The following is a 13,008-nucleotide window of genomic DNA, read 5'->3' as shown; positions in this document are numbered from 1 at the left end:
CGGCTCAGGTCGGGTTGACCGTGATGGTGACCACCGGGTCCGGCGTCTCGCGCGGCTCGCGCTTCTTCTTGACCGGCTTCTTCGAGGCGCACTGCACCTGGCAGCGGGGCGTCTCGCCGAGCCGGGCCCGGGTGGCCATGGTCTCCTCGCGCGGGGAGAGGGTCTTGTTGCCGGCCAGCCACGCGTCGAGGTACCGCCAGGGGTTGACCATGCCGCGCCGCACCCACCAGGCCGACGAGCCGGTCTTCCACGACAGCGCGAAGTACAGGTTGGGCCCCTGGGTGCGGGCGTTGCCCGAGGTGCCGACCCGGCCGAGCGCCTGCCCCGCCGTCACCCGCACGCCGGGCTTGATGCCGGCGGCCACCGAGTCGAGGTGGCCGCCGAGATAGCGGACGCCGTCGTCGCCGACGACCGTGACGAAGCGGCCCTCGCGGTCCTGGCCCCGGTCGGTGGCCGCGCTCCACCGGTCGCCGGTGTTCACCTCGTCCACCACGCCGCTCGTGGGCGAGACGAACGTGCAGCCCTTGCCCGTCCAGATCGTCGTCTTCGGCAGCACCAGCAACTGCCGCTGGTAGCTGACCTGACAGCCGGTCACGGGGAAGGCGTAGGTGAAGTCGGACAGCCTCGGCGGCGGCACGTTGACCGGCGACTTGCCCTTCGGCGGGTCCACGGACGCCTCCGTCGTGGCGTCGGGGCCGGGGATGGTCGCGGTGACGTCGGGCGTCGGCCCGGTCGCGGCCGGCGGTACGGTCTCGGGCGACTGGGCGCTGACCCCCGCCACCCCGGTCGACTGGGCGCAGGCGCCGGTCAGCAGCAGTGCGCCCGCCACGGCGGCCCATCGTCCCAGAAGCCCCGATCGCATGATCTCCACCCGCGTCACCGTATCCAGCCCGAGCTTTACCTTTGTAGCCGACCGGGACAACAGGCTGGACACGTTTTCCACTTTCCGGGCGCTGAGGTGATATCACCCTTCCCATCACCCCAAACCGGACGCACCGCGGCCGCCGGGGTGGGGTCCGCCCGCCGTTCGCAATAGACTCACCGGCGTGGCTGGCCGCATCCGTGACGTCGACATCGCGCTCGTACGCGAGCGATCCCCCATCGCCGACGTGATCGGCGAGCACATCCAGTTGCGCAACGCCGGGGGCGGCAACCTCAAGGGCCTGTGCCCCTTCCACGACGAGAAGACCCCGTCGTTCAACGTCACCCCCGAGCGCGGCATGTACTTCTGCTTCGGCTGCTCCGAGGGCGGCGACGTCATCACGTTCGTGGAGCGGATCGAGCACCTGACGTTCGGCGAGGCCGTCGAGCGGCTGGCGCAGCGGGCCGGCATCCAGCTCCAGTACGAGCAGGGCGGCTACGTGCCGCGGCGCGACCACGGCGAGCGGGCACGGCTCATCGAGGCGCACCGCGCCGCCGCCGAGTTCTACGCCGCCAAGCTCATGAGCCCCGACGCGGCGCCCGGGCGGCGGTTCCTGTCCGAGCGCGGGTTCGAGCGGGCCGACGCCGAGGCGTTCGGCGTCGGCTACGCGCCGGCCGAGTGGGAGGCGCTCGGCCGCCACCTCATGGGGCGCGGGTTCACCGCCGAGGAGCTGATCAAGGGCGGGCTGGTCAAGGAGGGCCGCCGGGGGCCGATCGACCGGTTCCGTGGGCGGCTCATCTGGCCGATCCGCGACGCGACGGGCGACGTCATCGGGTTCGGCGCGCGCAAGCTGCTCGACTCCGACGACGGGCCGAAGTACCTCAACACGCCCGACTCGCCGCTGTACAAGAAGAGCCAGGTGCTCTACGGCATCGACCTGGCCAAGCGGGAGATCTCCAAGCGCTCCCAGGCGGTGATCGTCGAGGGCTACACCGACGTGATGGCCTGCCACCTGGCCGGGGTGCCGACCGCCGTGGCCACCTGCGGCACCTCGTTCGGCGAGGAGCACATCAAGGTGCTGCGGCGCTTCCTGCTCGACCAGGCCGAGTTCCGCGGCGAGGTGATCTTCACCTTCGACGGCGACGCCGCCGGGCAGAAGGCCGCCCTGCGGGCGTTCGCCGACGAGCAGAAGTTCGTCACCCAGACGTACGTGGCCGTGCAGCCCGACGGGCTCGACCCGTGCGACCTGCGGGTCAAGCAGGGCGACGCGGCCGTGCGCGACCTGATCGCCGGGCGCGAGCCGCTGTTCCAGTTCGCCATCCGCAGCACGATCGCCCGCTACGACCTGCGCAGCAACGAGGGCAAGATCGCCGCCCTCGACGCGGCGGCGCCGATCGTGGCCGGCATCAAGGACCCCGGCCTGCGCAAGCGCTACGCCATCGACCTCGACCGGTGGCTGGGCTTCATGGACGAGCGGTTCGTCATGCAGCGCATCGGCGAGGTGGGCAACGCCCAGGCGGGCCGCCCGCAGCGCGCGCCGCGGCCCGCGCCGGTCGATCCGCACACCCGGGTGGAGGCCGAGCTGCTCAAGCTGGCCGTGCAGCGTCCGGCGCTGCTCGGGCCGCGCTTCGACGCGCTCGACCCGCAGGCGTTCACCGCGGCCGACCACGTGACGCTGCGCCAGGTGGTCGCGGCGGCGGGCGGCACGGCGACGGCCGGTCACGGCGGGCGCGAGTGGGTCGACCGGCTGCTGGAGCAGGCGCCGGACGAGGCGGCGCGGGTGCTGGTGACGCGCTTCGCGGTGGAGGCCATCCAGGCCGACGCGCACGTCGAGGAGCGTTACGGAGCCGCCATGCTGGCGGCCATCGAGGCCATCGCGGTCGACCGGGCCATCGCCCAGGTCAAGTCCCGCATCCAGCGGCTCAACCCGGTGGACGAGCAGCAGGAGTACAACAAGCTGTTCGGCGAGCTGGTCGCGCTGGAGCAGCAGCGGCGGGTGCTGAGGGAACGCGCCGCCGGAAGCTGAGTGCTCGCCCCCGCCGCGCGTTCGCAGAACGCCTATGGCATCGATCGACACAAAGCCGAGCTGTTGTGAAGGAAAGTGTTATTCGCATCAGTCGTGCGCCCATCCGGCATGCCGGGCAAGACGCGCGCCGGACGGTCCCCTGAGGAGACGTCCGGGCAGGCCGCGGCACGGGCGCCGCCCGCCGTCGTCGCGGCGCCCCGTTACCTGCTCGCGTAATTGACTTTTCTTTCCTGATCAAACTCCGGCCAAACCTTTTATGGATCTCAATTCGGTAAGGGCCGACGCCTTACCTTCGGTGCCAAAAATGGGTCTGCCATTTTATGGAAGCAATACTGCAGACTGTCTCCCGTGGGTGCATCGGTGCTGCCAAGCGGGCCGCCATCGGTAGATCAGGTGGCGGACCTCGTCGCGAAAGGAAGAGAGCGCGGAAGCGTCACCGTCGATGACGTCGCAGCCGCGCTTGACCGATCAGAGTTGCCGTCCGACGCGCTGGAACGCGTCGTGCGCATGCTCGCCGAGAACGGCGTGGAGGTCCTCGAGCCCCAGGGCGACGACGACACCTCCCGCGCCGATGAGGAAGACGTGGGCAAGCGGGCGCCGACCAGCGATCTGGTCCGCATCTACCTGCGGGAGATCGGTCGCGTGCCCCTGCTGACGGCTGAGGAGGAGGTGGAGCTCGCCAAATCGATCGAAGCGGGCCTGTTCGCCGAGGACAAACTCGCCGGCGGGGTGTCGCGCCTGGCCTTCCCGGAGTTCAGGGAGCTCGTGTGGCAGGGCACGAGGGCCAAGCAACGCCTCATCGAGGCCAACCTCAGGCTCGTGGTGTCGATCGCCAAGCGGTACGTCGGGCGCGGCATGCTGTTCCTGGACCTGATCCAGGAGGGCAACCTCGGCCTGATCCGCGCGGTGGAGAAGTTCGACTACACCAAGGGCTACAAGTTCTCCACCTACGCCACGTGGTGGATCCGGCAGGCGATCACGAGGGCGATCGCCGACCAGGCACGCACGATCCGGATCCCCGTCCACATGGTGGAGACGATCAACAAGCTCGTCCGGGTGCAGCGCCAGCTCCACCAGGACCTCGGCCGCGAGCCCGTGCCCGAGGAGATCGCCAAGGAGATGGATCTCCCGGTCGACCGGGTGGTGGAGATCCAGCGCATCGCGCAGGAGCCCGTCTCGCTCCAGTCGCCCATCGGCGAGGAGGACTCCGACCTCGGCGACTTCATCGAGGACGCGGACGCGGTCGTGCCCATGGAGGCCGCCGCCTTCATCATGCTGCAGGACCAGCTCGACGACATCCTGGCGACCCTGTCGGACCGTGAGCAGCGCATCATCCAGCTCCGCTTCGGCCTGGCCGACGGGCATCCGCGCACGCTGGAGGAGGTGGGCAGGGAGTTCGGCGTCACCCGGGAGCGCATCCGGCAGATCGAGTCCAAGACCCTGGCCAAGCTCCGCCATCCGACCAGGGCGCAGATGCTGCGCGACTACCTGGACTGACCGTTCCAGGCGTACGAGGGGCCCGGGGGTTCGCCCCCGGGCCCCTCGTACGCGCGACGGCTACGAGCAGCCCTCGAACTGGGGGACCGCGATCGTGGACAGGTTCAGGCCCGCCTTGCCGAACCAGTGGTGCAGCAGCCGCGAGGCCGTGCCGTCCTGGTACATCTCGGTGATGGCCCGGTTGACCTCCTCACAGCCCTCGACGTCGCCCTTGCGCATGCCGACCCCGGTCCGCTGCTCGTTGAACTGGGCGTTGGCCAGCCTGAGGCCGGAGCCGTCCCGGATGGCCAGGCCGGCCAGGATGACGTCGTTGGTCGTGATGGCGTCCACGCGGTCCTGCTTGAGCGCCGCCAGGCACCCCGCGTAGTCGGGGAACGGCACCACCTGCGCCGCCACCTTGCGCTCCGTGACCACCCGCTGGGCGGCGTTGGAGCCCTGGACCTCGCAGATGCGCCGCCCCTTCAGGTCGCGCACGTTGCGGATGCCGCCCTCGTCGCGCCGCACCAGGATGTCCTGGTAGGAGATGTGGTACGGCCCGGCGAACAGCACCTTCTGCTTGCGGTCCATGCTGATCGTGTACGTGGCCAGCACCAGATCCGCCTTGCCCGAGGTGATGGCCTTCTCGCGCTCGGCCGCCAGCACCGGCTCGAAGGTGACGCCCTTGCCGAGCTTGCGGGCGATGTAGCGGGCCACGTCCACGTCGAAGCCCTCGAACGTGCCGTCGGGCCGGCGGAAGCCCACCGACGGCAGGTCGGGGCGCACCCCGATGACGATCCTGTCCGCGTCGAGGACCGACTTCCGCCCGCCCGCGGCGCACCCGCCCGCCAGCAGCCCGGTGACGGCCAGCAGGGCGGTCAGCCCGAGGGCGACGGGAAAGATCCGCTTCATCGGTACTCCTTCAGTCGGGGCCAGACGCCCGCGAGGATCAGCAGCGCGATGCCGCCGATCGCGAACGGGAGCAGCCGCCACAGGTCGTCCAGCGCCCGCTCGCCGTCGCCGACGGCCCACCGGAAGGCGGCCTCGTGGCCGCGCGACAGGGTCACCAGGGCGCCGTCGTAGGTGTCGAACGCCTGCCTGACCTCCCCGAGCCGCGCCGCCACGGCGTCGTCGGCCCGCCCGGACGCGGCGAGCGCCCGGAACCCGGTGTCGGCCCGCTGGAACGCCTGGTAGGCGCTCAGCGCCTGCTCGCCGGCCCGGCCGCCGAGCCGGTCGCCCATGAGGCCGAGGTAGCCCTGCCTGGAGGCGGCCACGCCGGCGTGGTAGGCGTCGAGGTTGCCCGCCGGCAGGTAGAACACCGTCTGGGCCTTGTCGAGGTAGGTGTGCTCGTAGGTGTCGGCCCGGACCTTGTCCAGCAGGTAGCGGCTCTGGTCGCCCTGCATGCTGTTGCTGATCGCCCGGGCCCGCGCCACGTTGAGCACCGGGTCGAAGCCCTGCGTCTTGGCCACCCGCAGGTCGCGCTCGTCCTGCCCGAGCACGCTCGCCCCGGCCACGAGCGCGACGGCCGTCGCCAGGGTGGCCGCCAGCAGCGCGAGCCCGAACACGCGCCGGAAGCGCCGCGCCAGGTACACCTGCAGCCACACCAGGCAGGCCAGCGCCACCAGCCCGGTCACGATCACCGCGACCCGCAGCGCGGGCACGGTGAGGCTCTTGTCGTCGTACGTGCGGCGCACGATCGTGCCGCTCTCCAGGGTCAGGTTGTACGCCTGGGGGAGCAGGACCAGCCGCATCAGGTCGGTGGCCTGCCGGTAGACCTCGACGACCTTCTCCGGCGGTGCGCCGGCCGGGTGGCGGGCCTGGGAGTCGAGCAGCAGCGCCTGCCCGACCAGCCGCTCGTAGCGGCCGAGCCCGTCGAGCACCGACTGGACGGTGCGCCGCCCGGCGGGGTCGTCGCCGGACAGGGCGAACGCCTTCATCAGCGCGTCGTTCGCCTCGGAGCGCCGCCGCTCGTAGCGGGCCAGCGCCTCCTGCCGCCGCCCGCCGTACCCCTGGCCCATGAGCAGGGCGTCGGCGATCTGCGCGTCCATGTCGCTCAGCCCGAAGTAGAGGCCGGCGGTGGCGAGCACCTGGGGGCCGGCGTCGCGCCCGATGACGCGCAGTCCGTCGCGGGCGGCGGCGCTGCCCACCGCGAGCGAGCCGAACAGCAGCGCCAGGGCCGTGACGGTGACGCCCGTGATGACCCGGATCCGGCGGGGCACGCTGCGGCGCGGCGGCGCGGGCGGCCGTACCGCGGGGAGCGCGCCGGCCGGCGCCGGCGGCGCGGACGGCGGCGTGGCGGACGGTGGTGTGGACGGCGGCGGGGCCTGGACGGTGGTCACGGCGTTCCCTCCCTGATCGTGATGACCGTCCACGCGCCCACGTGGATGCGGTCGCCCGGCCCCACCGGGACGGGCACGTTGACGGCGACCGGCTTGCCGTTGACCCGCGTGCCGTTGGCGGAGCCGGGGTCCACGAGCGTCCACGACCCGTCGTGCTGCGCGAGCAGCACCGCGTGCAGGTGCGAGACGCCCGGGTCCTCCGGCGGCCCGGTCAGGTCGATCTCCGGCTTGACGGGGCGCCGCTTGCTGCCGCGCCCGATGCGCACCTGCTCGCCGGCGAGCGGGAAGGAACGCTCGGGGCAGTACGGCGGGAAGGCGATCGTGTGGGCGTCGGGGCCGTCCTGGCCGACGACCTCCTCGTAGTAGGCGCGATCGGCGCCGGTGACCGCCTCCCAGCGGGCCGCGACCACCGGGACGCGGGGCGGCGCGCTGCCGGAGTAGTCGTGGCCGCACACCTCGCAGTACTGGCCGGCGCGCGGCGTCCGGCACACCGGGCACTCCTCCACCGGCCCCTGGGCCGCCGCGCCGGGGGAGGCCGGGGCCGGCGGCCCGCCCTGCGCCGCGGAGGACCCGCCCTGCGCGGAAGGCGGGGCGCCGGTCATCTGGGCCCCGCAGACGTCGCAGTAGTCGTCGGCGCCCGAGGCGTGTCCCTGCGGGCAGGTGGCCATCAGGAGCCCTCCCCGCCCTGCCGCAGCCGGCTGGTGCGGACCGAGCCGGTGTCCAGCTCGATCTCGTCGGCCTTGTCCACGTTGCGGCGCAGCCGCGCCGTCCCGTCGCGCGGATCGACCTCGACGACCTTGTCCAGCAGCCGCGCCGTGTCCTCGCGGCCCGACTCGGCGGCGATCCGCCGCGCCTTGGCCAGGCGGGCGGTCGCGACGTCCACGGCGCCCGCGGCCCGCGCGCTCAGCCCCTCCTGGATCAGCTCGTGCAGCTCGGCCTGGCCGGTGTAGTGGGCGACCTTGCCGTTGATCCGGGTGGACTGCGCCAGGTCGTCGGTCCACTGGGCGAGCACGTTGCCGCTGGCCAGCACTTCCTGGGTGTCGGGGCGCAGCAGCTTCACCCAGCCGGCGCGGATCTCGGTGCCGATCTGGCCGGGCGGCACCTCCACGCACAGGTGGTACTCGCGCTCCTCCGCGCCCCACGAGCCGGTGGGGTAGTCGCCGGTCAGCGGGTTGACGTCGGCGCGCTTGCCGGTCAGGTCGAGCAGCGTGGGGGAGACCTGCTTGACGAACTTCAGGGTCGCGGTCTGCGGCACCCACACCCGCAGCGCCAGTTCGGCCACGGTCTTGCTCATCGACTCCTGGGTGATGCGGTTGAAGAAGGCCGACAGGTCGCTCTGGTTGCGGACGAAGTCGAACGTGCCGAGCAGCGCCTCCGACACCTTGCGCAGCTCGGCCGGCACCCAGTCGGAGCCCACGCCCAGGCTGTCGCACACGAACCGGCCCGAGCAGGCCGACAGGGCGCGGGCGAAGGCGTCGCCGCTCTCGTTGTTCTGCCCGTCGGTCATCAGCAGGGCGTGCCGGATCGCGTCGGGGTGCGCGTCGAGCAGGTCGCGGGCCAGCAGCAGCCACTCGCCGATGGACGTGCCGCCGTTGGCCGACAGCTTGCCGATGGCGGTCTGCGCCTCGGCGCGGGTGGCGCGCGTGGCCCGCGCCATCGTGCGGCCGCGCGGGTAGACCACGCGGGCCGTGTCGGTGCCCGCGATCACCGCGAAGTTCACGCCGTCCCGCAGCGCCTGCACCGCGCTCGCGGCGGCCTGCCGCGCCTCGCGGATCTTGCCGCCGCTCATGGAGCCGGACGTGTCCACGATGATCACTTCGGCGGCCTCGGCCGGCACGGACGTCGTCGTCGTGACGGTCCCGGTGGAGGAAACGGTGAGGATGGCGTGGACCTCACGCCCGTCGAGCGGCAGGTACTTGTTCTGGTCGATCTGGAGCGTGAAGGCGGGCTGGTCACCCATGCTGTCCTCCTAGGGGGATCAGGACGATGGTCACGTTGTCGTGGCCGCCGCGGCCGAGCGCGAAGCGCAGCAGCTCGCGGGCCAGGTCGAGAGAGGCGCCGGCCGGGTGGACGGCCGCGCCGGGGACGGTGTGGCCGTCCAGGTAGCGCCACAGGCCGTCGCTGCACACCAGCAGCGACCCGGGGCCGGGCGGTTCGAAGACGCGGACGCTTGGCTTCCAGTCGCCGGCGTCGGCGCCGAGCCACGCGGTGATCTCACCGGTGGACGTCGCGTGGTCGTCGGTCAGCCGCACCGCGGCCACCGGGCCGGGGCCGTGCGGGAGCCAGTAGACGCGCGTGTCGCCGGCCCAGGCGAGCGTGGCCCGCCCGCCGGAGACGACCGCCGAGACGTACGTGCAGGCCGGGGCGTCGTCCGGGGACGACCCCAGCTTGGCCACGGCCCGCCCGGCCAGCGCGAACGCCTCCGCCGGGTCCATGCCGCGGGCCAGGGCCGGGGCGGCGGTCTCCACCGCCACGGCCGACGCCTCGTCGGCGCGCGGCGAGCTGCCCACGCCGTCGCACACCACCGCCACGGTGACGTCGCCGGCCTCCAGCAGCGCCATCGCGTCCTCGTTGCGGGCCCGGCGCAGCCCCTTGTGGGTGACCGCGGCCGCGCCGCCGGGCAGCGTGAGCTCCGCCTCGTCCCGGCCGGTGGGCTGGCGCAGCCCGCACCGCTCGCAGTAGCCGTCGGCGTCCACCGCCTGCGCCCCGCACGCGGCGCAGGCCGGGGCGTCGAGCTCGTGGCCGCACGCCTCGCAGAAGGCGTGCTCGGCCAGCACCGGGGCCGCGCAGAGGGGGCAGGTCACAGCCACGTCCGGGGGCGTACGGCGTTGGCCCGGTCGATGAGGTCGTGGCGTTCCTGCCGGGTGTCGGCGGCGACGGCCAGGCGGCGGAGGATGCCCTCCAGCCGCTCCCGCAGCCCTCGGTCGGTGAACGGCGCGCCCGCCACGGTGAGCCCTCCCGCCCCCGCTCCTGAGGGGGCGCCCGGTGGCGCGCCGGCGCTCCGCAGCCACGCCAGCGCCGCCTGGAGCAGCTCGGCCGTCATCGCCTCGCGGCGGCGCGGGTCGAGGTCGGTCAGGTCGTCCAGCCGGTCGGCCGCCGTCGCCAGCTCCTCCGGGCGCAGCGCCTCGGGCCGCCCCGCCCGCGCGACCGACGCCACCAAAGCGAGCTGCGCGGCCACCCGGTGCGAAGAGGTGGGCGGCACCTGGTCCAGCACCCCGGTCCGGCCCGACCGGGCCAGCCCGAAGGCCGCGCTCACGTACCCGTGGTCGGTCCGCCACACGCTGTCGTACCAGAGGGAGGCGTCCTTGCCCGAGCACTCCAGCGCGAAGGCGAGCGCGAGCTTGGGCGCGCACTCGCCCGGCAGCGTCGAGAAGCACGCGTCGAACAGCGGCACGGCCCGCGCCGCCTGCCCGAGCGCGAGCTCCCGCACCCCGCGGTACCAGGTGATCCGCCAGTCGCCGGGCAGCGCGCGCTCGGCGTCGTCGAGCGCCTGCGCGGCCCCCTCGGCGCCCTGCTCGGCGAGCAGCCGGGCCCGGGTGAGCCAGGTCTCGGGGGTCTGCGGCATCGCGGCCACCTGCGTGACGAGCTGGGCGGGGTCGCGCCCCACCAGGCCCGCCAGCGCGCCCGCCGCCGGGTCCTCGGGGTCGGCGAGCGGCACGGGCAGCGCCGCGGCTGCCGCGCGGGGGTCGAGCGGGTCGAACACCAGGCCGGTGTCGGCCGACAGCGCCGCGCCCGCCGCGAGCCGCTCCGGTCCGAACAGCGCCGACGGCGCCGGGTACGGGCGGCCGTCGGCGATCGCGCTGACCTCGCGCAGCACGCCGACGAGCTGCGCCTCCATCTCCTCGGCGCTCGGGAAGCGGGCGGCCGGGTCGGGGGCGGTGGCCCGGCGCAGCAGCCGGATGAACGACTCGGTGCCGAAGCTGTCGGGCAGCGGCGTCTCGACGCCGTTCCTGGCCGGGCTGAACGACGGGATGGCCATGACGGCCAGCGTCCGCCCCACCGTGTACAGGTCGGAGGCCACCGACGCGGGCCGCGTGTCCAGCTCGGGCGCGTGGTAGCCGAGCGTCGCCCACGACGAGCCGGGCGGGGAGCCGACCTTCTGGACCGCGCCCAGGTCGATGAGCCTGAGCTGCTTGCCGACCCGGATCACGTTGGCCGGCTTCAGGTCGCAGTAGACCAGGCCCTGCTCGTGCAGGTACGCGAACGCGCGCAGGATCTCGCGGCCGTACATGAGGGTCTCGCGCAGCGGCTGCGGCCCCTGGCGGCGCAGCTCGTGCAGCGACTGGCCGCCCACGTACTCCATGACGATGTAGTCGAGGCCGGCCTGCCGCTGGAAGTTGAAGATCTTGACGATGTTGGGGTGGTCGACCGTGGTGAGGAAGCGGCGCTCGGCCTCGGCCGCCGCCAGCGCCTCGGCGTCGGCGGTGTTGAGCAGGCCCTTGAGCACCACCCAGCGGCCGTCGAGGTTCTCGTCGGCGGCCAGGTAGACCCAGCCGAGGCCGCCGTGCGCCAGGCAGCCCAGCACCCGGTACTGCCCGCCGACGAGGTCGCCCTTGCCGAGCTTCGGGGTGAACGAGAACTCGCGCCGGCAGTGCGGGCAGAACCCGGCGCTCAGGCCCGGCCGGCCGTCGCGCGAGCGGCCGATCGGCTTGCCGCAGTCGGGGTTGGAGCAGAAGCGCTTGTCCTCGGGCACCTCGGGGTTCGCCATGACGGCGGCGGCCGGGTCCCGGTAGGGCACCGACGGCAGGTCGGCCAGCTCGGGCAGCGCTCCGGCGCGGGAGCGGCCGGTGCTGACGGGGCCGGTGAGGGGGCGGCTGGGGGTGGGGGCGTCGTATCCGGGGGAGCCGCCGGAGGGGGACGGCGTGCCGCCCGTGCCTGCGCCCGCGCCGGTCCCGGCGGACGGCCCGGATAAGGGGGACGCCGGGGTCTCGGGGTGGCCGCACAGGTCGCAGTAGCCGTCCTCGATCGTGCCCGTGCAGCCGGGCTGCCGACATCCGCTCATCGGCCACCTCCATGGATCGCGCGCTGGTACAGGTCGACGGCCTCGGCCGCCTTCGTCAGGTCGCAGGGCGCGGTCCACAACAGCAGCCGCGCCCGCTCGTGGAGGCGGGTCACCTCCGGGTCCTCAGCCGTGCCCCTGCGCACCGCCATGGCCTGGCAGGCGCCGAGCCGGCCGCGCAGCTCGTCACGCCTGCCGAGCAGGCCGTACATCGCCGCGGCCGTGGCCCGCGCCTGGTCGGCGGCCTGCCGCGCCGCCTGCTCCAGGGCGGTCAGCCGGCGGGCCCGGGCGAGCCAGTCGTCGGCTGAGGCGTCGAGCAGGGCCAGTTCGTCGCTCAAGGTGTCCACGCGGCTGCGCGGCACGGCGCGGGCCGGCAGGGCGATCTTCACGACCACCGCGCCGTGGGCCAGCCGGGCCTCGCTCTCGGCGGCCCGCACCCTGTCCAGCGCGGCGGCCAGCTCCTCGCGCCGCCGGCCGTACTCACGCCTGGCCCGCAGCGCCTCTTCCAGGTCCGCTCGGTGGGTGGCGAGGAGGCGATCGATCCGGTCGAGGTCCTGGGGGGACGGCGGCGCGCCCAGAGGGTCCTCCAGGACGGACGCCCGCATCCGCCGCAACTCCCCGCCCACGCCCGCCGGCCCGAGGTCGCCCGCCACGTCTCCCGCCACATCCGCCGGGCCGGGGTCGACCGCCATGGCCGCGGACTCGGGGCCGCCGGTGTCGGGGGCGTCCAGTTCCCGCCGGAGGGCGATCACCTCGCGTAACAGCGCGTCGGCCGCGTCGAGCCGGGGCAGCGCCGCCGACCAGACGGCGTCGACGTCCGCCAGCACGTCCGTGACCTCCTGGAAGGAGGCGTCCATGCGGGCCACGGCCTCGTCGAGGCTGAGCCGCTCGTCCTGCTCGGGCAGCAGCGAGCGCTGCTCGACCGGCTTGACCGCGGCCTTCAGCACCACGGACGGGCCGGCCAGCAGGCCCGTCAGCGCGGCGAGCTGCTCCGAGCCGAGCCGCCCGCGCGACGCCCTGAGCTGCTCGGCGTCGCGCAGGACGCCCCGGTAGGCGTCGTACAGCGTCCACAGCGCGGTCAGGGCGCCCTGTCCGGCGGCCCAGCGGCGCTGGGTGAGGCCCCGCAGCGGGGCGCCCTTGAGGAGTTGGTAGGTGGTGTGTGATTCGAGGTCGAGCAGGTGCCCCGAGATGCGGTCGCGCTCCTCGGCCCGGGCACGCAGCGCGTACTCGGCCCCTTCCCTGCTCATGGGTGGTCCCAGGCTCATCCCGCTCCCCCTGAAGAGGGTCCCCGATCCCCCGCTTTTACCGG

The 13,008-nt window shown here is 73.8% G+C and carries 10 protein-coding genes; 2 read left to right on the top strand and 8 right to left on the bottom strand.

The genetic code is table 11. The features are described 5' to 3' along the window. Nucleotides 1-4: 4 nt before the first annotated feature. Entirely contained in the window at nt 5-862 is an 858-nt protein-coding gene (locus HD595_RS04390) for a M23 family metallopeptidase (protein WP_253781053.1), read from the bottom strand. 184 nt (nt 863-1,046) lie between these two features. Here HD595_RS04390 and dnaG point away from each other — a divergent pair, with 184 nt between their 5' ends. Both dnaG and rpoD read left to right on the top strand, forming a co-directional pair. Next, nucleotides 1,047-2,888: a DNA primase gene (gene dnaG / locus HD595_RS04385; RefSeq protein ID WP_253765827.1), complete on the top strand. Its 1,842-nt coding sequence runs from the start codon at nt 1,047-1,049 to the stop codon at nt 2,886-2,888. Nucleotides 2,889-3,248: 360 nt separating this feature from the next. After that, on the top strand, nt 3,249-4,385 hold the full coding sequence (rpoD, locus tag HD595_RS04380; RefSeq protein WP_253781050.1) for an RNA polymerase sigma factor RpoD: 1,137 nt from the start codon (nt 3,249-3,251) through the stop codon (nt 4,383-4,385). A gap of 60 nt (nt 4,386-4,445) precedes the next feature. On the opposite strand, the gene HD595_RS04375 is transcribed toward rpoD, so the two are convergent. The 7 genes from HD595_RS04375 to HD595_RS04345 are packed head-to-tail and all read right to left on the bottom strand — an operon-like array spanning nt 4,446 to nt 12,946. Next, a complete protein-coding gene (locus tag HD595_RS04375) occupies nt 4,446-5,273 on the bottom strand; it encodes a glutamate ABC transporter substrate-binding protein (protein WP_253765825.1) in 828 nt (275 codons plus the stop codon). Beyond that, the gene (locus HD595_RS04370; protein ID WP_253765823.1) at nt 5,270-6,700 is read right to left on the bottom strand and encodes a hypothetical protein; all 1,431 of its coding nucleotides are present in this window, start codon (nt 6,698-6,700) and stop codon (nt 5,270-5,272) included. Before HD595_RS04370 ends, HD595_RS04375 begins: the two co-directional genes overlap by 4 nt. Then, nucleotides 6,697-7,368 carry an FHA domain-containing protein gene (locus HD595_RS04365; RefSeq protein WP_253765822.1) on the bottom strand — a complete coding sequence of 224 codons (672 nt, stop codon included), beginning with the start codon at nt 7,366-7,368 and terminating at the stop codon, nt 6,697-6,699. The genes HD595_RS04370 and HD595_RS04365 overlap by 4 nt, the downstream gene beginning before the upstream one ends. Next, the gene (locus HD595_RS04360) at nt 7,368-8,660 is read right to left on the bottom strand and encodes a vWA domain-containing protein (RefSeq protein WP_253765820.1); all 1,293 of its coding nucleotides are present in this window, start codon (nt 8,658-8,660) and stop codon (nt 7,368-7,370) included. The genes HD595_RS04365 and HD595_RS04360 overlap by 1 nt, the downstream gene beginning before the upstream one ends. Continuing rightward, entirely contained in the window at nt 8,653-9,510 is an 858-nt protein-coding gene (locus HD595_RS04355) for a PP2C family protein-serine/threonine phosphatase (RefSeq protein ID WP_253765818.1), read from the bottom strand. Before HD595_RS04355 ends, HD595_RS04360 begins: the two co-directional genes overlap by 8 nt. After that, the gene (locus HD595_RS04350) at nt 9,501-11,702 is read right to left on the bottom strand and encodes a serine/threonine-protein kinase (RefSeq protein ID WP_253765816.1); all 2,202 of its coding nucleotides are present in this window, start codon (nt 11,700-11,702) and stop codon (nt 9,501-9,503) included. The genes HD595_RS04355 and HD595_RS04350 overlap by 10 nt, the downstream gene beginning before the upstream one ends. After that, nucleotides 11,699-12,946, bottom strand: coding sequence for a hypothetical protein (locus HD595_RS04345; RefSeq protein WP_253765814.1), 1,248 nt, complete (start codon nt 12,944-12,946; stop codon nt 11,699-11,701). The genes HD595_RS04350 and HD595_RS04345 overlap by 4 nt, the downstream gene beginning before the upstream one ends. Between the last annotated feature and the right edge of the window lie 62 nt (nt 12,947-13,008).

The organism is Nonomuraea roseoviolacea subsp. carminata (genome assembly GCF_024172185.1).
Lineage (GTDB): Bacteria > Actinomycetota > Actinomycetes > Streptosporangiales > Streptosporangiaceae > Nonomuraea > Nonomuraea roseoviolacea.
The sequence above is the reverse complement of the archived record's forward strand: the minus strand, read 5'-3'. Positions and strand labels throughout refer to the sequence as shown.

Excerpts from the sequence above, each read along its gene's own strand:
- HD595_RS04360 (WP_253765820.1), bottom strand. The coding sequence starts at position 8,660 with ATGGGTGACCAGCCCGCCTTCACGCTCCAGATCGACCAGAACAAGTAC.
- HD595_RS04390 (WP_253781053.1), bottom strand. The coding sequence starts at position 862 with ATGCGATCGGGGCTTCTGGGACGATGGGCCGCCGTGGCGGGCGCACTG.
- HD595_RS04345 (WP_253765814.1), bottom strand. The coding sequence starts at position 12,946 with ATGAGCAGGGAAGGGGCCGAGTACGCGCTGCGTGCCCGGGCCGAGGAG.
- HD595_RS04375 (WP_253765825.1), bottom strand. The coding sequence starts at position 5,273 with ATGAAGCGGATCTTTCCCGTCGCCCTCGGGCTGACCGCCCTGCTGGCC.
- HD595_RS04350 (WP_253765816.1), bottom strand. The coding sequence starts at position 11,702 with ATGAGCGGATGTCGGCAGCCCGGCTGCACGGGCACGATCGAGGACGGC.
- HD595_RS04365 (WP_253765822.1), bottom strand. The coding sequence starts at position 7,368 with ATGGCCACCTGCCCGCAGGGACACGCCTCGGGCGCCGACGACTACTGC.